Annotated in this window: 16 protein-coding genes; 13 read left to right on the top strand and 3 right to left on the bottom strand. The window is 71.2% G+C overall.

Annotation, left to right across the window (positions count from 1 at the left end; translation table 11 throughout):
• Window positions 1-192: 192 nt before the first annotated feature.
• Window positions 193-525 carry a cupin domain-containing protein gene (locus KS423_RS09100; RefSeq protein WP_224277020.1) on the top strand — a complete coding sequence of 111 codons (333 nt, stop codon included), beginning with the start codon at window positions 193-195 and terminating at the stop codon, window positions 523-525.
• Between the two features lie 604 nt (window positions 526-1,129).
• Complete coding sequence (locus KS423_RS09095; RefSeq protein ID WP_224277018.1) at window positions 1,130-2,041, top strand: hypothetical protein; 912 nt, start codon at window positions 1,130-1,132, stop codon at window positions 2,039-2,041.
• A 341-nt stretch (window positions 2,042-2,382) separates the two neighbouring features.
• Here the strand turns inward: KS423_RS09095 and KS423_RS09090 are convergent, their stop codons facing one another.
• Window positions 2,383-2,814: a hypothetical protein gene (locus KS423_RS09090; protein ID WP_224277016.1), complete on the bottom strand. Its 432-nt coding sequence runs from the start codon at window positions 2,812-2,814 to the stop codon at window positions 2,383-2,385.
• Between the two features lie 593 nt (window positions 2,815-3,407).
• On the opposite strand from KS423_RS09090, the gene KS423_RS09085 reads away from it, so the two are divergent.
• Window positions 3,408-4,316, top strand: a complete 909-nt coding sequence (locus tag KS423_RS09085; protein WP_224277015.1) for an oxidoreductase — start codon at window positions 3,408-3,410, stop codon at window positions 4,314-4,316.
• Window positions 4,317-5,034: 718 nt separating this feature from the next.
• On the opposite strand, the gene KS423_RS09080 is transcribed toward KS423_RS09085, so the two are convergent.
• A complete protein-coding gene (locus KS423_RS09080) occupies window positions 5,035-5,334 on the bottom strand; it encodes a hypothetical protein (protein ID WP_224277013.1) in 300 nt (99 codons plus the stop codon).
• Between the two features lie 177 nt (window positions 5,335-5,511).
• On the opposite strand from KS423_RS09080, the gene KS423_RS09075 reads away from it, so the two are divergent.
• From KS423_RS09075 to KS423_RS09035, 9 genes are all read left to right on the top strand, one after another.
• Window positions 5,512-5,907: a hypothetical protein gene (locus KS423_RS09075; protein WP_224277011.1), complete on the top strand. Its 396-nt coding sequence runs from the start codon at window positions 5,512-5,514 to the stop codon at window positions 5,905-5,907.
• Window positions 5,908-6,551: 644 nt separating this feature from the next.
• A complete protein-coding gene (locus KS423_RS09070) occupies window positions 6,552-7,076 on the top strand; it encodes a MarR family winged helix-turn-helix transcriptional regulator (protein WP_224277010.1) in 525 nt (174 codons plus the stop codon).
• Entirely contained in the window at window positions 7,073-7,918 is an 846-nt protein-coding gene (locus KS423_RS09065) for an alpha/beta fold hydrolase (protein ID WP_224277008.1), read from the top strand. Before KS423_RS09070 ends, KS423_RS09065 begins: the two co-directional genes overlap by 4 nt.
• Window positions 7,919-8,304: 386 nt before the next feature.
• Window positions 8,305-9,261, top strand: coding sequence for a LysR family transcriptional regulator (locus tag KS423_RS09060; protein WP_224277006.1), 957 nt, complete (start codon window positions 8,305-8,307; stop codon window positions 9,259-9,261).
• A 474-nt stretch (window positions 9,262-9,735) separates the two neighbouring features.
• Window positions 9,736-11,007, top strand: a complete 1,272-nt coding sequence (locus KS423_RS09055) for an acyl-CoA dehydrogenase family protein (protein ID WP_224277005.1) — start codon at window positions 9,736-9,738, stop codon at window positions 11,005-11,007.
• A 21-nt stretch (window positions 11,008-11,028) separates the two neighbouring features.
• A complete protein-coding gene (locus KS423_RS09050; protein WP_224277003.1) occupies window positions 11,029-12,246 on the top strand; it encodes a CaiB/BaiF CoA-transferase family protein in 1,218 nt (405 codons plus the stop codon).
• 103 nt (window positions 12,247-12,349) lie between these two features.
• Window positions 12,350-13,129, top strand: a complete 780-nt coding sequence (locus KS423_RS09045; RefSeq protein ID WP_224277001.1) for a crotonase/enoyl-CoA hydratase family protein — start codon at window positions 12,350-12,352, stop codon at window positions 13,127-13,129.
• 101 nt (window positions 13,130-13,230) lie between these two features.
• Window positions 13,231-13,986 carry an acetoacetate decarboxylase gene (locus KS423_RS09040; protein ID WP_224276999.1) on the top strand — a complete coding sequence of 252 codons (756 nt, stop codon included), beginning with the start codon at window positions 13,231-13,233 and terminating at the stop codon, window positions 13,984-13,986.
• Window positions 13,983-14,933, top strand: coding sequence for a 3-hydroxyacyl-CoA dehydrogenase NAD-binding domain-containing protein (locus KS423_RS09035; RefSeq protein WP_224276997.1), 951 nt, complete (start codon window positions 13,983-13,985; stop codon window positions 14,931-14,933). The genes KS423_RS09040 and KS423_RS09035 overlap by 4 nt, the downstream gene beginning before the upstream one ends.
• Window positions 14,934-14,961: 28 nt before the next feature.
• Here KS423_RS09035 and KS423_RS47955 read toward each other — a convergent pair whose 3' ends face one another.
• A complete protein-coding gene (locus tag KS423_RS47955) occupies window positions 14,962-16,218 on the bottom strand; it encodes a CdaR family transcriptional regulator (protein ID WP_224276995.1) in 1,257 nt (418 codons plus the stop codon).
• A 141-nt stretch (window positions 16,219-16,359) separates the two neighbouring features.
• Between KS423_RS47955 and KS423_RS09025 the strand changes: the two genes are divergently transcribed.
• Window positions 16,360-17,295, top strand: a complete 936-nt coding sequence (locus KS423_RS09025) for a zinc-binding alcohol dehydrogenase family protein (protein WP_224276993.1) — start codon at window positions 16,360-16,362, stop codon at window positions 17,293-17,295.
• Window positions 17,296-17,774 lie beyond the last annotated feature (479 nt).

Below are 17,774 nucleotides of genomic sequence, written 5' to 3'. Positions count from 1 at the left end.
GCAGCGCGGTGGTCGATCCGTCCGGGTTGTCGGCGCCGCGCCGGTACGCGGTGTGGCCCGGTCGGGACGGTTGCCCGTCGTCCTGGTCGTGGTCGTCGCTGTCGTCGGGCTGGGCTGGGCTTGGACGGGTGGTCACGGGCGTGAGGTGCACCCGGGCTCCGGCGGCTCTGTGCCCTGCCGGATACTGGGCGCATGCAGACGATCTCTTTGGACACTCAGGCCCGCGAGCACCTGGAGCGTGCGGCGGCGGCCTCCTCGGGGCGCAGCGCGGCGACCGTCTATGCCGGTCGGGCGCACGGGCTGCGTCAGACCCTGCTCGCTTTGGTGGCCGGTTCCGGTCTCGCGGAGCATGACAGCCCCGGCGACGCGACGCTCCTGGTGCTGCGTGGGCATGTGCGGCTCACCGAGGGCGGAACGTCCTGGGAGGGCCGCGCCGGTGACCTGATTCCCGTTCCCCTGGCCCGCCACAGCGTCGAGGCGATCGAGGACTCGGCGGTGCTGCTGACCGTTGCCAGGCGGGACTGAACGGCACCGCACCAGGCGGGTGGGTTCGGCGGCGGGTCCGGCGGTGGTTTTGGCGTGCCGTCAGGGGGCCTCGCTGCCCGGCATCAGGTCCGTCCCGCCCAGGAAGCTCAGGCCGGCGGCGGCGTTCAGCTCGGCGGGGAAGCGGGCCAGGGCGCGGGAGGACTGGCCGGGGGAGGCAGTCGGAGCGTACGCCTCCAGCTACAGGCCCGCGGCCGGAGCCCCGGGGCCCGCTCCCGTTGGTACCACTTCCGGCCCCCGGGTTCCACCGCCCGGTCTCGCGGCGTCAACGCGCGGTGAGGGAAGCCACGTTGGCGGTGCTCTCCACCACGGTCGGCGTTCCGCTCTCCGCGTCGACCGCGTCAACTCCGGTCCCCGGAAACGCCGGAGGGGTGGGAAGCCGACCGGGTCGACTTCCCGCTCCTCCGCCCGCCGCCGGTTCGTCGTCCAGCCGACCTCGTCATCGGGGGATCCGTTGCCCGCGCCGCCGCCAAGGGGACGGCCCTGCCGGGGAACGTGGCACAGCCCCGGCCCCCGATACGCGACCTGTCGCCCTCGAACGGAACCTGGAACGCTGTCGTGTACGGATCCCGGGGAGGGGGCACACATGGCGGGTTGGTACCGACGCCGGGCGGAGTTGGCCCGAGTGGGCGGGGAGGTCAGGGCGCAGCAGTTGCTGTCCGATCTCGCCCGCGCGGCCCGGGCCGCCGGCCTGCCGGCCCGGGCCGCTGCGAACATACGGATCACCGCCCGGATCATCGGCCGCACCAAGGCCTTCGAAGCCGCCGGCAGGGACCTCCACACCGCCCTGCTCGGCCTGTACTCCACGGCACTCGGCGTCGTGGCAGTGAACACCCGGCTTTTGGAGCCCCTTTGGCTCCAGGCGGCACTCTCCGCTCTCGCCGTGGCCACCGTGCTCATGACGAAGGCCCGGTGGTCGGTCTTCGGTACCGGCCTGCGCCGCCTGGGCGGCACGTGGTCGGTTCCCGCACGTGCCGTCCTCGCCGCCGCCGCCCTCGGCCCCCACACAGCCAGCCCGAACCGCAGACGCCGCGCAGCGACCCGAAAGGTCAGCTCCCACCTCCGAGACCTGGAACGAGCCCTCCTCGCCCGGGAAAGAGGTGTCGGCCGGCCGCGGCGCCACCAGATCCGTACCCACCGCCGACTCGTCGTCGCCGCCCTGCGCCAAGCCGAACTCCGCCTCGACACCCAGCACCACAACGACCTGCTCGAAACACTGCTGACCATCAGCACCAACCACACCAGGGGCCACTACGCGGCCCTCCTGCCCGCCGAGCAACTCGAAGGCCTGGAACCCGCCAAGGACCGCACCCTGCTGTGGGCCTCGCTGCGCACCGGGGCCGGGGTGGCGGTCGTCACGGCCGCGGTCTGGGCGGGAGAGCGGTTCGGCCTGTCCAACCTGGTCCTGATGCCGGGCGCGCTCGCGGTGTTCAGCCTGGTGTTCCGCCGCCACGCCGAAAGGGTGCCCGACGCCGTCCTGACGAGGCTGTCCGGCTGAAAGGCCAAGCAAGGCCGGAACTCCGGGGAGCGGCGGCTTTCTTCGGGCCGGCCGGGCCGACCGCGAACTCAACCGTCCGAAGTGGGTCACGGTTCGACCGTTGCCGGCACCCGCGGCCGCGGCGCTGGGCCGGACCGTGTTCGTACGCCGCGCCGCCGACTCGGGCGGCTCGACGAACGCCCTGCGTGGCGACGTCCTGGGCGTACTCGGCGTGCTCAGGGTCGCCACCGCCGACCAGCTCCGGCGCCTGCCTTCTTCTTCGCCGTGTCCTCCTGCTGGGCCGGGGCCGCCACGGGCTCGACGCCGGGCGGGACCTTGGCACGGGGTCCTCTGATGGCCGCTCAGTGACCGGCGGGCGGCTCGATGCAGCCGTGCTCCGGGTATGGGCCGTTGGTCGTCACCTGGTAGTTGGTCTTCTGTATGAACGCGGTGACGCAGGCGTCATCATGGACGCGGAGGCCGACCTGGGCGCCCTCGGGCCTGACGTAGTGGTCGGTCACAAAACGCGAGGGCATCTCCCGCACGATGAGCGTCCCGCCGAGCCGCTCGCCCTTTGGCCCGGTCCGCTCCTCCTGGTACCCGAGCTTGAGTAGCGCCGCGCGCACGTTCTCCGGGCCCCACGACTTGGCCTCCCAGAGCTGCTTGAGGACCGGCTCGATGCGACCGGCTTCCTTCTGCGCGTCCTCCGCACTGGCCGGCGACATGTCAGCGGGGAGGCGGTAGCCGTTGTTCTCGCGGTAGTGCGGGGCACCGTCGCCGGCCCCGGGCTCCACATACGGCGAAGCACCGGCGGAGCTCGGACTGGAACCAGGGAACGTGACAGCCGCCGCCCGGCCCGTAGCCCGCTGCTCACCACAGGCGGTCAGGAAGAGGGTGGCGCTCACGAGCAGGGTAGCTGCGGCGGCGCGTCCGCGTCGCCCACGCGTGGAGGTCAACATGGGAATGACTCTCCGCGTGGACCCGCAGCTCCGTCTTGAGTACGGATACTCAAATTGAGCGCTTGCCACCGCCCGGGGCGCGGGCCGCTCCGGTGCCCAGCACGCGATGGCGGTGAACGAGACTTTGCTCGCCTTCGTCCTTGGCGGTGCCGCGCCGGGGGCCGCGGGCGGGGTGGGTGGGCACCGTGTGCTCCTGGGCGACCGAAACCGAGTTCCCGCTGCCTGCCCTGCCCTGCTAGAATGCCGGTCATCACGTGAGCCTTCTCGGTGCGGATTCCGATCCGCCGGGGAGGCTTTTTTCATGCCCGGGGCCCGCCTGCCTCGACACCGGTGGACCGCTTCGAGGTCCTCGCCCTGCCGAGCGACCTGAACGCGCCACGCCCCACCCATCGGTTCTTTATTCCAAGCCGCAAGAGGAGATCCACGTCATGAGTCCACAGACGAACACCACGCCTGACACGGGTACTTGGCAACTTGGTGACCAGACCGTCAACCGCGTCGGGTTCGGCGCGATGCGGCTGACGGGTACCGCGCCCTTCGACCGCGGCGTGCCGCGCGACCGCGATCGGTCGATCGGCGTGCTCCGGCGGGCGATCGAGCTCGGCGTGAACCACATCGACACCGCCGCCTTCTACTTCTCGGCGACGCGTTCCGCCAACGAGCTGATCAACCGGGCGCTGGCGCCATACCCGGAGGACCTGGTCATCACCACCAAGGTCTGGCCGGGCCGCGACCCCTCGGGCGCGTGGTGGTGGGCCACGCCGGCGCAGTTGCGCGGCCAGGTCGAGGAGAACCTGCGCCAACTCGGCCGCGATCACCTGGACGTGGTGAACCTACGCGTGCCACCGAGCCGGCGGACCGGCTCGATCGGCGAGCACTTCGGCGCGCTGGCCGAACTGCGAGATGCCGGGCTTATCCGCCACCTCGGCATCTCCAACGTCACGTCCGAGCAACTGGCCGAGGCCCGGGCCATCGCCCCGGTCGTCTGCGTGCAGAACCCCTACGGGATCGGTGCGTCGAGCGAGGACCGGGCACTCCTGCGGCTCTGCGGTGAACTCGGCCTCGCCTTCGTCCCGTTCTTCGCGATCGCCGGTCCCGGACGCGAGGCGGGTCCGGCTCCCAGCGACCACGAGGAGGTGCACGCCGTCGCCCGCGCGCGCGGTGTGTCCGTCGCACAGGTCCGGCTGGCCTGGACCTTGCAGCAGGGGCCGCACGTGCTGGCGATCCCGGGTACCAGTGATCCGGACCACCTCGCGCAGAACATGGCGTCCGGCGCACTGCAGCTCTCGGAAGACGAGATGACACGCCTCACCTCGCTGCGGCCGGCCGGAGCATAGCGGCGCCGCTGCCGACCGGAATCCATTCCACCGGCCACCGCTCGCACTGAAAGGGTCCGCCGGCGCCCAACTGGCGGACCCTCTTGCCGGTGCGACAACCGGTGGTGAGAACCGGTGTGTCCTGTGCCACTGATCCCTGACCGATTGCCACGGAAGTTGGACCACTGCACGGTTCGTGCCATCGAACCTTGACCGCCCTGGTCAGAGGTGCGGACACGCGGAGCAGGTCCGCACCCCTGACCGCCGGGCCCGCCTGACCGCCGCGCGCTGGGCCAGCGGTGCGCGCGTCGGACGATGTCGAACCAGATGCGCACTTCCTCGGCCATCGGATCGGGCAGGCCGGCGGTCTTGCGCTCGAACCAGGGCACGATGGCGGGCATGCGGTCGTCGTCGAGGAGTCCGGCGGCGGCCAGGACGTCCAGGACCGGCCCGACGGGCAGGCGGATGTCGTTGAGCCGGGCCGCCCCGCTGGCCTTCATCGGGACGCCGGGGACGTCCTGGGTGGCGAGCAGGATCCGCAGACCCCTGCGCAGTGTGAAGGCGGCGGCGTGGTGGCGGTCGGTGGGCCAGCCGTGGCGCCGCCCGTAGTCCCAGGCGAAGGCGCCCACCGCTTCGACCAGGTCCTCGTCGACCGGTTCGGGGAAGCCGACCCGCGCCCCGGAGACGAGGTCGCGTGGCATGTCGAACAGCAGGAGCGCTCGCGCCCGTACCGGTGGGATCACGGTCGGGTGGCCTGTGCCCCCTGGCGGATACGGCGGCCGTCCTTGAACGAGGGCCGCTGGCGGGGCAGGTGCCGGCGCAGGCTCTCGGTACATCTCGCCGTGCGGGCCAGCGCGGTGCTCGGGGGTGGGAGCGGGGCGAGCGGGCCGCAGGCCTCGTCGCGGATGCGGGCGTCGGTGTCGAAGACGGTGTGGATCCGGCCGACGTCGAGTAGGTGCTCGCGCCGGTGGACGGCCGGCTTCTCCGAGCCCGGCACCGGGGCGGTCGGGTGCAGGGCCTCGGGGAAGGTGGCCGTCACGGCGGAGCCCGGCCGCGGTGAGGTGTCAGGCTTTCGCGTGGTCGGCCTGCGGCAGGGTCACGAACTGCGCCGGGTTCTCGCAGTGGGGCCGGGTTTCTCGGGTGTGGGGGATGATGGGGTTGGTCCGGTGCCCGGGGGTGGGTGTGCCGGGGTGGGTGGCGGGGCAGGGAGCGTTGCGTGGAGATCGTTGCCGGTGCGGGGCTTGTCGGTGGGGTGTGGCCGGAGCTGATGCCGGGCCAGTGCCCGGTGCTGGTGGTGCCCGACGCGGCAAGACGCCCGGTGACGGCGGAGGAGGGCTGGGCCCGCGACGCGGGCGTCCTGGAACGGGATCCGGCCCCGGGCTGGTCCGCCACCGCGTCCCCGCCGTGCCTGACGGTGCGTCGGCCGGACGGCGAGGCCTGGTTCGACGGGGAACTCGCGGCCGGGCGCGAGTGGTGGCGGGCGCTGCGCGCGCACGAAGTCCTGCTGCTGGTGACCGGACCGTTCACCAGTGTCTTCGACTTCCGCCCCGCCGCCGCAGCCGGGAACCTCACCCTGCTGGCCGTACGGGCCCGTACCACCACCAACCCCTGACCCACCCCGGCCCCGCGCCGTGGCATGCCGGCCCGGCGCGCCTGTGGTCACCGTCGTCCGCAGAACAGGCGCGGTGCTTGAGCGGCCTCGGTGGAGAGGCCCGCCTCGCAGACCTGGCCGAGTTGGCTGCCTCGGTCGCTTCGGTCGCTTCGGTCGCTTCGGTCGCTGCGTCCCGTCAGGCCGCCCGCATGGACGCCGCACCGGCTGTGGCCCGGTGTAGCGCGTCGTCCCGTCCTGTCGCCGGCGCGGTGTCGCGGGCGGCGAAGACGGCGGTCGCCGAGGCGGGTCCGGCGAACTGGGAGGCCGCTGCGGCGGCGAGGTTCCCGGCCGGGCCGCTCGCGGTGCTCGATCCGGCATCGCGAGCCGGACGGCGAACTGGTCACCGAGGCATGGGACTGGCACCGGCCCCTCACCGACCAGGAGGCCGCGGCGCCGTTCGTCGGCCTCGACATCAACATGGACTTCCTGGCGGCCTCATCTCCACCGGATACCGGTGCCCCTTGCGCGACGGCGGCGCGGACGACACGGGTGATCCCCTTCAGCAAGGCCAATCCGAAGATCATCCCGCCCCGTCAGCCAACGTGACAGCGCCGGCCGGCGGGATCTGGATTGTCGGATGACATATTCAGTGTCATCCTGACATCATGAGTGTCATTATGGAAGATGTCGGCGAACCACCCGTCGAGGGGTTGCTCCACGACGTGATCCGGCGGCTGTGGCCGGTGCACCGGATGATCGTGAGGGCGGTCGAGCGCGGACTGGCCGGGACGGGCATGACAGCCGGTCAGCACGCGGTGCTGGACGCGGTGCGGCGCGGCGGGCCACGCACCGTGCCGCAACTGGCACGCGCCCTGGACCTGGACCGGCAGCCGGTGCAGCGGCTGGTGAACGACGCCAAGGCGCTCGGGCTGGCCGAGACGGTCGCCAACCCGGAGCACCGGCGCTCGTCCCTGGTGCGGCTCACCGCGGAGGGCGAGGCCGTCCTGGCCCGGATCCAGCGCGCCGAGCACGACGCGCTCCGGCGGCATCTCGGCGACCTCGACCCGGCCGACGCCGCCGCCACACTGCGGGTGCTCGACCGGCTCGGCGAGGTGTTCCACGAGCTGGAACGGGCGGCCGCGGAACGCGACCGAAGTGACCGGAACGACCGAGGAGCGAACGGACTATGACCGAAGCACACGGCACCATGACCACGGGAACCGTGTCCGTCGAGGGCGGCCGGCTGTCCTACGAGGTGGCGCAGGGCGGCAGTGGGCCGACCCTCGTCCTGCTGCACGGTGGGATGCTGGACCGGCACAGCTGGGACGAGCAGTTCGCCCGCCTCGCCGCCCGTGGCCACCACGTCGTCCGCTACGACGCCCGCGGGCACGGCCACTCCTCCACCGTCACCGGCGACTACGCCCACCAGGACGACCTGCGAGCGTTGCTCGCACACCTGGCCGTCCCCCGCGCCGTGCTGGTCGGGCTCTCGCTTGGTGCCCGCACGGCCCTCGATGCCGCGCTCGCCCACCCCGAGTACGTGGCCGCCCTGGTCCTCACCGCGCCCGGCGTCAGCGGACGGCCGTTCACCGACCCCTTCGTGACGCACCATGCGGAGCAGCAGATCGCCGCACTGGGCACCGGGGGCGCAGCGGGCGTGGAGCTGTTCGTGGAGCACTTCCTGCGGATGTGGGTGGACGGTCCGCACCGCTCTCCCACCGAGGTGGACGGCGCACTGCGGGAGCGGCTGCGCGCCTGCGCGACCGCCAACGTCCTGCGCCACGCCGCCGGCCTCGGCGCCGGGCTGCCGCGGGAGGTGGGCGCGGCCGACCGGCTCGGCGAGGTGGCGGTGCCGACCCTGGTCCTGACCGGGGACCTGGACGGCAGCGACATCCTGGCCAACGCCCACGCCGTCGCCGCTGCTGCCCCGAACGCCCGTCACCGGGTGCTTCCCGGCGCCGCGCACATGATCCCACTGGAGTGCCCGGACCTGTTCGAGCACGAGCTGGACACCTTCCTCGCCGCGCTTTGAGCGGCGGGTGGCCGGTCTCTCGTGTCCCCCGCCTGCGCTAGTCTCCGGCGAAGAAGGACCTGCCCGAGGTACGGGTCACGACCGCCTGCGGGAGCGACCGGGGCAGCCTCGTCGTCCCGCCCGGCGGGGGCTACGACGTCCTGGCCTTCAGCGGAGCCGACGCCGGTCAGGTCGCCGAGGTCCGGGTGAGTGTCAAGGAACTCGCTCCGGAGGATTCTTCGGCCGACGTGACCGTCGTCGAGGCCACGCCGGCGGACACCAAAGGTCAGCCATGAGAAGGTGTTGTCTTTCTGGGCATGGAGGGTGTATTTCCGCTGGTCAGGCATAGGGTCGGTGTTCCGGCGGCAAGGACGAGGCGTCGTGTCGTCTCAAGCACAGGAGATTCCTTGGCCACGACACTCCACCAGCTGCGCTGCTTCCAGGCCACCCTGGAGCATGGCTCCTTCACCGCGGCTGCCGCCACACTCGGCTACGCCCAGCCGTCGGTCTCGGAACAGGTACGGCTACTCGAACAGGGCCTCGGCATGGTGCTGTTCCGGCGAGTGGGCCGTGGCCTGGTGCCCACCGAAGCGGCTTGGGCGCTGCAGCCGCACGCCGTGGCCGCACTGGCGGCGGTGGAAGAAGGGGCTCGGGCGGTCGCCTCGGTCCAAAAGGCGCTGACCGGGACGGTTCGATTCGGGGTGTTCCACACCGCCCGCCTCTACCTGGGCAGCGAGCTGGTGGCCGATGTCCTGGAACGTCACCCGGGCCTCCGCCTTGAACTGATCGGTCCGCATTCGGTGCCAGTGCTGGACCAGCTGCGCCGTGGTTTGCTTGAGGCCGCTGTAGTGGCACTGCCGTTCGGTGACCAGGACGCCACCGTGCGGCCCGTTCTGCGCGACGAACTGGTCTATGTCAGTGCCGATCCAGCGCGGGTGAGGGCCTCGGTCACACCGTCGGAGCTCGCCGCGGCACAGCTTGTCCTGCCCGATGTGAGCCGGCGCGAGGAGGACTCCACCCGCCAGCAACTGATGGCCCGCGTCCAGGCGGTAGGTGGCAGGCTGCATCCACGGATCGAGGTCGAGGAGACGGAGACGGCGCTGGACGTCGCGGCCACCGGGTTGGCCGACACGATCACCTGGCGTGGCGTGCTCCACCGGCTTGCCGGCCGCCTCCCGGCAATGCTGGCTTGGGCACCGCTGTCGCCGCCGCTGTACGAGACATTCGCGGTGGTGCACCGGCCGGATGCCGAGCTGTCACCCGGTGGTAGGGCAGTGGTGGAGCTGGCCGCGGCCCGGATGACCCAGCTGGACGCCGTCATCCGCCGCGGGTCGGCATGCCGCCCACGACACACGGCGGGATAGAAGCCCGAGTAGGCCGCCTGGGACCGTACGCACCCCGGACTCACCCACTGCGGACCCCGGCTGGAACACGCAGAAGAGGAACTGCCCCTCCTGCACGGTACGTTGATCCGCGCCGGGCAGAGAGTCGAGGTCTTCCTCGACGGGCTGCGATCTCAGCTGAGAGAGCGCAGTTTCCGGCCGATCCCGGTGCACGAGCGGATGATCCCGAAGACGAACGGCAAGCTCCGCCGTCTCGGGATCCCGACTGCAGCGGAGCGGGTGGTCCAGGCGTCCCAGGGTCAAGCTCGGGGCGGCGTGACCGTGGTGCGTGATCGTCCGGGTCAGGCCCTGTGCACCGGCGGCGGGCGGATTGGTGCACCCGCACGAACTTCTTCGCGTACATGGTGCTCTGCGCCCAGTGGCTGCTCGGCCGGCGGCTTCTAGCGTCGTGTGCACAGGAGCGATCTGATCCCCGCAGACCGGAAGGAGCGGGACATGAACGCGACACGCGGCACCGCGGTCGGGTCGGCGCAGAGCATCCCGGAGGGCGACGGGCATCCGCTGGTGGAGCCGCCGGTGCTGGGTGGGCCCGAGGAATCCGACTACTACCTGCTCGGGGACCTGCTCACGGACGAGCAGCAGGCTCTTCGCCACCAGGTCCGCGACTTCATGGACCGGGAGGTCACACCGATCATCAATCCCTACTGGGAGCGGGCGGAGTTCCCTCACGAGCTGGTCCCCAAGCTTGCGCGGTTGGGTATCGCGGGTTTCCAGGTCTCCGGTGACGGCTGTCCGGGGATGAGCAACGTGACGGCCGGCGTGGTCATCCTGGAGTTGGCCCGCGGGGATCTGAGTGTCTCCACCTTCATGGGGGTGCACTCGGCGCTGGCCATGACCTCGATCGGGCTGCTGGGCTCAAAGGAGCAGAGGCAACGTTTCCTGCCTCCGATGGCGCGCCTGGAGAAGATCGGTGCTTTCGGCCTGACCGAGCCCGCGCACGGCTCGGACGTGGTCAAGCTGGAGACGACCGCCCGCCGGGAGGGCGACTCCTATGTGCTCAACGGCCACAAGCGGTGGATCGGCAATGCCACGTTCGCCGACTACGTGATCATCTGGGCCCGGGGAGAGGACGGGCACGTCGGCGGTTATGTGGTGGAGAAGGGCACGCCGGGGTTCGATGCCCAGGTGATCACGGGCAAGACGGCTCTGCGGTGTGTGCAGAACGCGCAGATCTCGCTCACCGACGTCCGGGTGCCCGCCGAGAACCGGCTGGCGGGCGGCCACACCTTCCGTGACACCGAGGAGGTCCTGTTGGCCTCCCGCTTCTGCGTGGCCTGGGAGTCGGTGGGAGCGGCCATCGCGGGCTACGAGACCGCCCTGGCCTACGCCAAGCAGCGGCACCAGTTCGGGATGCCGCTGGCGTCCTTCCAGCTCGTCCAGTACCGGCTGGCGCGGATGCTGGCGGACATCACCGACATGGTGTGCATGCAGTACCGGCTCAGCCAGCTCATGGACGAGGGCAAGTTCTCGATGCCGCGGGTGGCTCTGGCCAAAATGCACTACACCGAACGCGCCCGGGCCATCCTCGCCGACGCCCGCGACATGCTCGGTGGCAACGGGATCGTGCTCGACTACCACGTCGCCCGGCACCTGTGCGACATCGAGGCCATCGACACCTACGAGGGTACCGACACGGTGCAGGCGCTGATCGTCGGCCGGGACATCACCGGGTACAACGCCTTCGTCCCGGTGGCCGCGGGCCGCTGACCGTCGAGGAAGGGAGCAGTCATGGACAGCGCGCCGCTGCTGGAGGGGCTGCACGTCGTCGATCTCGCCAGCTTCATCGCCGCCCCGGCGGCGGCCACCATGCTCGGTGACTTCGGCGCCGATGTCGTCAAGGTGGAACCACCACGCGTCGGCGACACCTACCGCGCGCTCAGCCGCGTGCCGCCGAATCCGCAGGTCGAGGGGGTCAACTACCCCTGGCAGCTGGACAACCGCAACAAGCGCAGCATCGCCCTGAACCTGAAGTCGCCCGGGGCCCGGCCGGTGCTCGAACGCCTGGTGGCCTGGGCCGACGTGTTGGTGACCAACTTCCCGCCGCGGACGCGGGCGAAGCTGGGCCTGGAGTACGAGGATCTGGCGCCGCTCAATCCACGGCTGATCTACGCCGACGTCACCGGCTTCGGCGAGGCGGGTCCGGACGCGCACCTGCCCGGCTTCGACGTGACGGCGTACTGGGCGCGCAGCGGCCTGATGGACGTCACACGCCAGCGCGACGCGCCGCCGGCGATGAACGTCTTCGGATCGGGCGACCACGCGACCGCGGTCACCCTGTTCGCCGGGATCATGACCGCCCTGTACCGGAGGGAGAGGACCGGCCAGGGCGCACGGGTGACGGCGTCGCTGCTGGCCGAAGGCGCGTGGGCGGCCGGCATGTGGCTGCAGGCCATCCTGGTCGGCGCGAAGAACCCCCGCCCGGTCGACCGGCTCCATCCGCCGAACGCGCTGGCGAACGCGTACCGCACGGCGGACGACCGCTGGGTACTGCTCGCCTTCGCCAACGAGGACAAGCAGGTCCCGCTGTTCCTGAAGGCCATCGGCCACCCCGAGGCGGCGGAGGATCCCCGCTACGCCGACACCGCGAGCCGCCGTGCCAACGCCGCCGAGATCGTCGCCCTGCTGGACAAGACCTTCGAGAGTCGTCCCCTGGCCGAGTGGCGCGAGCTGCTCGACACCGCGGGCCTCACCTACGGAGTCGTCCAGACGCTTGAGGAGTGCGCCCACGACCCCCAGCTCGTCGCCAACCGGATCGTCGTGCCGGTCGAGGACGGCAGCGCCGAGCCGCCCCTGACCGTCGACAGCCCCGTACGGCTGGACCAGGAACGGAAGGTCCCCCCGCGTCCGGCCCCGGACCTCGGCGAACACACCGAATCCGTGCTGCGTGACCTGGGCTTCGACGCTGCCGGAATCGAGGACCTGCGCAGGGCGGAGGCAATCACCTGAAGCCCTGCCCCCGGGCGGGGCACCGCGAAACCGCGATCACACCGCCGAGGCGCGCGCCGCCTCAAGGACGGAGCAGCAACAGGGGGAGAAAGGAGTCCCCACCATGACCGAGGCCACCGACACTCCGACCGTGCGCACCACGGAACACGATGCCACGCTGGTGATCACCATCGACCGGCCGCAGGCACGCAACGCCATCGACGGTGCCACCGCCCGGGCACTGGCTGCCGCCCTGGACCGACTCGACGCCCGCGACGACCTCCTGATCGGCATCCTCACCGGTGCGGGCGGCACCTTCAGCGCCGGCATGGACCTCAAGGCGTTCGCCGCCGGAGACACCCCGATCGTCCCCGGCCGGGGCTTCGGCGGCGTCACCCGCGCCCAGCTCACCAAGCCCCTGATCGCCGCCGTCGAAGGCTACGCGCTGGGCGGCGGCACCGAGATGGCCCTCGCCTGCGACATGGTCGTGGCCGCCCGCGACGCCACCTTCGGCCAGACCGAGGTCCACTACGGACTCGTCCCGCCCGAAGGAGGCATGATCCGGCTGCCCGAACGCATCCCCCGCAACATCGCCCTGGAACTCCTGCTCACCGGCGATCCCCTGCCCGCCGAGCGCGCCGAGCGGCTCGGCCTGGTCAACCACCTCACCGAACCCGGCCAGGCGCTCCGTCAGGCCCTGGACCTCGCCGCCCGCATCGCCCACAACGCCCCCCTGGCGGTGGCAGCCGTCAAACGCTGCATCGACCAGCGGACGTCCTTCCGCGACCAGGACGCCTTCCAGGAACAGGACCGGATCGTCGCGCCCGTCCTGGCGTCCCAGGACGCCAGGGAAGGCGCCCGTGCCTTCGCGGAGAAGCGGCCACCGCACTGGCAGCGCCGCTGATCCCCGGCGCGGCCCGGTGGCCCACCGCACCTGTGGCGGACCACGGCCGGGCCACCGGGCGCAGCCGGCCCACCGCACCCGACGAGATCCCAGGCCACACCATGCGCACCCGAGACGTGACCCAACAGCTCACCACCCCACTGGACGCTCCCGCCTACCCCCGCGGCCCGTACCGCTTCACCGACCGGGAGTACTTCACCATCGTCTACCGCACTGACGAACGGGCCCTGGAACGCCTCGTCCCCGCGCCCCTGCGGGTCGCCGAGCCGACGGTGCGCTTCGAGATCATGCGGATGCCCGACACCACCGGACTGGGTGACTACGCCGAGTCCGGCCAGGTGCTCTCCGTCGAGTACGAGGGCGAGCGCGGCGAGTACGTCCTGGCGATGTACGTGGACAGCATGCCGGCCATCGCCAGCGGCCGCGAGATCAGCGCCTACCCGAAGAAACTCGGCGCCCCGAGACTGACCGTCGACTCCGACACCCTGGTCGGCACCCTCGACTACGGCTCCCTGCGCGTCGCCACCGCCACCATGGGCTACAAGCACGCCCCGCTCGACGCCGGCCGGGCACGGGAGGAGATCTGCCGGCCCACCTTCATGCTGAAGATCCTGCCCGGGTACACCGGCCGGCCGCGCATCTGCGAACTGGTCCGCTTCCGGATCGAGGACATCACCGTCAAGGGCTCCTGGACCGGCCCCGCCCGGCTGCAGCTCTTCCAGCACGCCCTGGCGCCGCTGGCGGACCTTCCCGTCCTGGAGGTCCTCTCCGCCGCCCACATCCTGACCGACCTCACCCTGCCGTCCCCCGAAGTCGTCCACGACTACCTCACGGCAGCACCCCAGGAGTCATCATGAACGGCACTCCCGCCGCCACCGGCGCCACCATGGACGACTTCCGGCACGTCACCGTCATCGGGGCCGGTGTCATCGGCGCGTCGTGGGCCGCCCTGTTCCTCGCCAGGGGCCTGGCCGTCACCGTGAACGACCCGCTCCCCGACGTGGCCGAGCGCACGCGCGACCAACTGCGGGAGGCCGTCCCGGCGCTGAAGGCACTGGGCCTGCCCACCGCCGATCTCGACCGCGCTCTGCGCTTCGAGGCCGACCTCGGCCAAGCGCTCGCGGACGCGGACGTGGTCCAGGAGAACGGCCCGGAGCGCCTGGACTTCAAACAGGACCTCTTCGCCCGGATCGAGCAGGCCGCGCGTGCGGACACCCTGCTGCTCAGCTCCACCTCCGGCATTCCCGCCAGCGCGATGGCCCTGGAGATGAAGCAACCGGGACGGCTCGTCATCGGCCACCCGTTCAATCCGCCGCACCTCGTCCCGCTGGTCGAGGTGGTCCCCGGCGAGCAGACCGATCCGGACACGGTGCGGCGCGCCGTCGCCTTCTACACTGCCCTCGGCAAGAAGCCGCAGGTGCTGCGCAGGCAGGTGCCCGGATTCGTCGCCAACCGGCTGCAGGCCGCGTTCTTCCGCGAGGCGGTCGACCTCGTCGTCCAGGGCGTGGTGACCGAGCAGGAACTCGACGACATCGTCACCTCCTCCCTCGGCCTGCGCTGGGCCGTCGCCGGTCCCTTCCGCAGCTTCCACCTCGGCGACGGCCCCGGCGGCCTGCCGGACTTCCTGCAACACCTGGGGCCCGCCCTGGAAGACCTGTGGCGCGACCTCGGCACCCCGGCACTCGACGAAGCGACCGTCGAACTCCTCTCCGGACAGGCCGACTTCGGCGCGACCGTCGAAGAACTGGAGGGCGCGCGGGACGAGGCGCAGATCAGGGTCATGCGCGCCCTCGGCGACGGCTGACGTGGCGGAAGGTCGACCGAGTGCCGTCTCAAGGGGCAATCAGGAGCGACGAGCCGAGGTACTGGACGGCGAGCAACGCCACCTCGAGATCGGTCCGCTGTTCCTGGACCGTGCGCCCCATGGCCTCCTCGGCCTTCCGGATGCGGTACTGCACGGTGTTCTTGTGGAGGATCTGCCGACGTGCGGTGGCGGTGTAGCTGCCACCGGTGTCCAGGAAGATCTGCACGGTCTCCCGCAACCGCGCGCAGGGCTCGTCGTCGACGGCCAACGGACCGAGAACGCTCCGCACCCAGATCCGCATGTCGTCGATGTTCGTACACATCAGGGCGATCGGAGCGACACGGGAGTAGGCAGTGAACCGAGCCCCCGAACTCGACGCCGTGGCCAGCTCCTGTGCACACAGAGCCTGCCGATACGTCCAACGGAACCCCTCGACACCGGGCTCCAGCCGCCCGGCGCACACACGCATGGACGGGTCGCCGTCCTCGGCCACACCCCACATCCGTTCAAAGGAGACCTCACCGTCCCAGCCGAACGGCAACCAGGCCCAGCACGACGCCTCATCACGAGGAATGAACAACGGCCTTGCGGAGCAGTTCAATTCATCGGCGATGGCGCTGGTGATCCGTTCGAGCCGGGCCAACCCCGCACTACCGTGCGTCGGCACGGGCAGCCAGGCCACCAGCCCGAGGTGCATCTGCCTGAGCCGGTAGCCAAGCGTCGATTCCGCCCAGTCGACGTCGACCTCCTGCCCGGCAAGAATCTCCCGCACCCGCGCGGCGCGCCCCGCGGTCTGGCTCAGCAACCAGTGATCCCGCTCCAGCTGGTAGAGCTCGATGACACGCTCGGTCACCTGGTCGATGTAGCCGAAACTCACCGTCAACGTGCGCCAGACCGTCGCGGCGAAGAGGTCCTCCTCGACTCCCTGACCGTGGAGTTCCTCCAGACACCACTGCAGGAAGCGCCAGTGTCCGATCCGGTAGGCCCTGACCAGCGCACTGATGGGAACATTCCGCTGCGCCAGCCTCCTGGCGTACTCCAGGGCCGCCACGGGCCCCTCGACCTTGTCCAGGGGTATGTCGTTCTCGAAAACGTGCAGCAGCGTTGCGACGTTTTCCGCGACACTTGCGTGCAGGAGTTTGAGGACGGGCTCGTCGCCCCTGAGCTCCGGGATCTCAGCAAGCACGTAATCCCATACGTCGCGACTGACGTCCGGTACACGCGACCCTACGTTCGCCGCAACCACGGAAAGTGTTTTCCCTGCCTCGGGAATCCCCGTGCCCACGCCACCACGCTACCCGGCTGACGTCGAAACGACGCGGCAGCCGGCAACCGGCTTCGCAGCGCACCCGGTGGTTGGCCCGGGGTCACCTGTGTGGCGCAAACGGCTGCCCGCGAGCCCGCGGGCGGCCGTTACGGTCGACTCATGAGAGCTGCCGTCCTTGTCGAGGAAGGGGCCGTGCCCCAGATCGGTGACTTCGCCGATCCGCAGGCCAGGGAGGGCCAGGTCGTGGTGACGGTGACCGCAGCCGGTGTACACCACCTTGACCTGGAGAAGGCGTCCGGTGCGTATGGCGTACCCGTGTTCCCGTACGTGGTCGGGTCCGACGGGGTCGGGCGGACAGCCGACGGGCGCCGCGTGTACTTCGACGCCCCGGTGTCCCCCTATGGATCGTGGGCCGAGCGGACCGTGGCTCCGGAGGCGAACCTGCTGGACCTCGCGGAGGGTGTGGACGATGTGACCGCGGCGGCACTCGGCCACACCGGGCTGGCAGCCTGGTGCGCCCTGAGCTGGCGGGCCGGGCTGCAGCCAGGCGAGTCGGTGCTGGTGCTGGGCGCGAGCGGGGCGTTGGGGTCCGTGGCGGTGCAGGCGGCCAAGGCACAGGGCGCCTCACACGTGATCGCCGCCGGCCGCGACCCGGACCGGCTGCGTCGCGCGCGCGAGCGGGGCGCGGACGCCACCGTCGTGGTCGACGCCGGCACGAATCTCTCAGCCGCCTTCCGCACGGCCGCCGGATCACACGGGATCGACGTCGTCATCGACACACTGTGGGGTGAGCCCGCCCTGGCGGCCCTGCAAGCGGTCTCGCGCGGCGCTCGCCACATCCAGATCGGCAACTCCGCCGCAGCCACGATCGAACTGCCCGCGGCGATGCTGCGCTACAACGCTCTGCAGATCCTCAGCTTCACGATCACGGATGTCCCCCTCGAAGCACTCCGCACCGCCTACCGGAACCTGACCGAGCAGGCCGCTGAAGGAAAGATCTCCGTCGACACAAAGGCGCTCCCGCTCGCGGACGTTGCCACCGCCTGGGAGCAGCAGAGGCGGGGAGCCCCCGCGAAGCTGGTGCTCACCCCGTGACCGGTGCCACGGCCGGTGCAAAGCCCGCACCCGCGTGGCCGTGGGTCTCAAACGGCCCGCACCGCAAGGTCGGGGCCCGCCTTGTGGCGTCGGAACACGTTGTCCCGCGTGCCGTGGCAGCCGGGCTCCTCCTCGTTGTTGCTGCTCCGGCGGCGCCGGCCCGGCTGCTGATCACCCCGCTGCCAGGGGCGCCGGATATCCCGGAGGGACAGCACCCGCATCACGACCACCAGGACGACGAGCCCGGGCCTGACCGCGTACCGGCGCGGCGGCGGGTTCGCCGGCTACCGCGAGCTGTTCCGCGCCAAGGTCAGCGGCACCGCCCCGGCTCATGAGTGGAACGGGTCACCAGCCCGGGCGAAGTACGCGACCGGGTTCTCGGCGGGACGATCGCCGAACTGGTCGGACTCGGCTGACTCGGGGCCCGGGCCGCCGGGTGCGCGTCGCAGCGGCGGCCGGCGTGCGGCGGCTGCGTGTCC

The sequence above is a fragment of the Streptomyces sp. LS1784 genome (assembly GCF_020103755.1).
Classification (GTDB): Bacteria; Actinomycetota; Actinomycetes; order Streptomycetales; family Streptomycetaceae; genus Kitasatospora.
The sequence above is the reverse complement of the archived record's forward strand: the minus strand, read 5'-3'. Positions and strand labels throughout refer to the sequence as shown.

Excerpts from the sequence above, each read along its gene's own strand:
- KS423_RS09070 (WP_224277010.1), top strand. The coding sequence starts at position 6,552 with ATGAGTGTCATTATGGAAGATGTCGGCGAACCACCCGTCGAGGGGTTG.
- KS423_RS09040 (WP_224276999.1), top strand. The coding sequence starts at position 13,231 with ATGCGCACCCGAGACGTGACCCAACAGCTCACCACCCCACTGGACGCT.
- KS423_RS09085 (WP_224277015.1), top strand. The coding sequence starts at position 3,408 with ATGAGTCCACAGACGAACACCACGCCTGACACGGGTACTTGGCAACTT.
- KS423_RS09065 (WP_224277008.1), top strand. The coding sequence starts at position 7,073 with ATGACCGAAGCACACGGCACCATGACCACGGGAACCGTGTCCGTCGAG.
- KS423_RS09045 (WP_224277001.1), top strand. The coding sequence starts at position 12,350 with ATGACCGAGGCCACCGACACTCCGACCGTGCGCACCACGGAACACGAT.
- KS423_RS09050 (WP_224277003.1), top strand. The coding sequence starts at position 11,029 with ATGGACAGCGCGCCGCTGCTGGAGGGGCTGCACGTCGTCGATCTCGCC.
- KS423_RS09035 (WP_224276997.1), top strand. The coding sequence starts at position 13,983 with ATGAACGGCACTCCCGCCGCCACCGGCGCCACCATGGACGACTTCCGG.
- KS423_RS09055 (WP_224277005.1), top strand. The coding sequence starts at position 9,736 with ATGAACGCGACACGCGGCACCGCGGTCGGGTCGGCGCAGAGCATCCCG.
- KS423_RS09100 (WP_224277020.1), top strand. The coding sequence starts at position 193 with ATGCAGACGATCTCTTTGGACACTCAGGCCCGCGAGCACCTGGAGCGT.
- KS423_RS09025 (WP_224276993.1), top strand. The coding sequence starts at position 16,360 with ATGAGAGCTGCCGTCCTTGTCGAGGAAGGGGCCGTGCCCCAGATCGGT.
- KS423_RS09095 (WP_224277018.1), top strand. The coding sequence starts at position 1,130 with ATGGCGGGTTGGTACCGACGCCGGGCGGAGTTGGCCCGAGTGGGCGGG.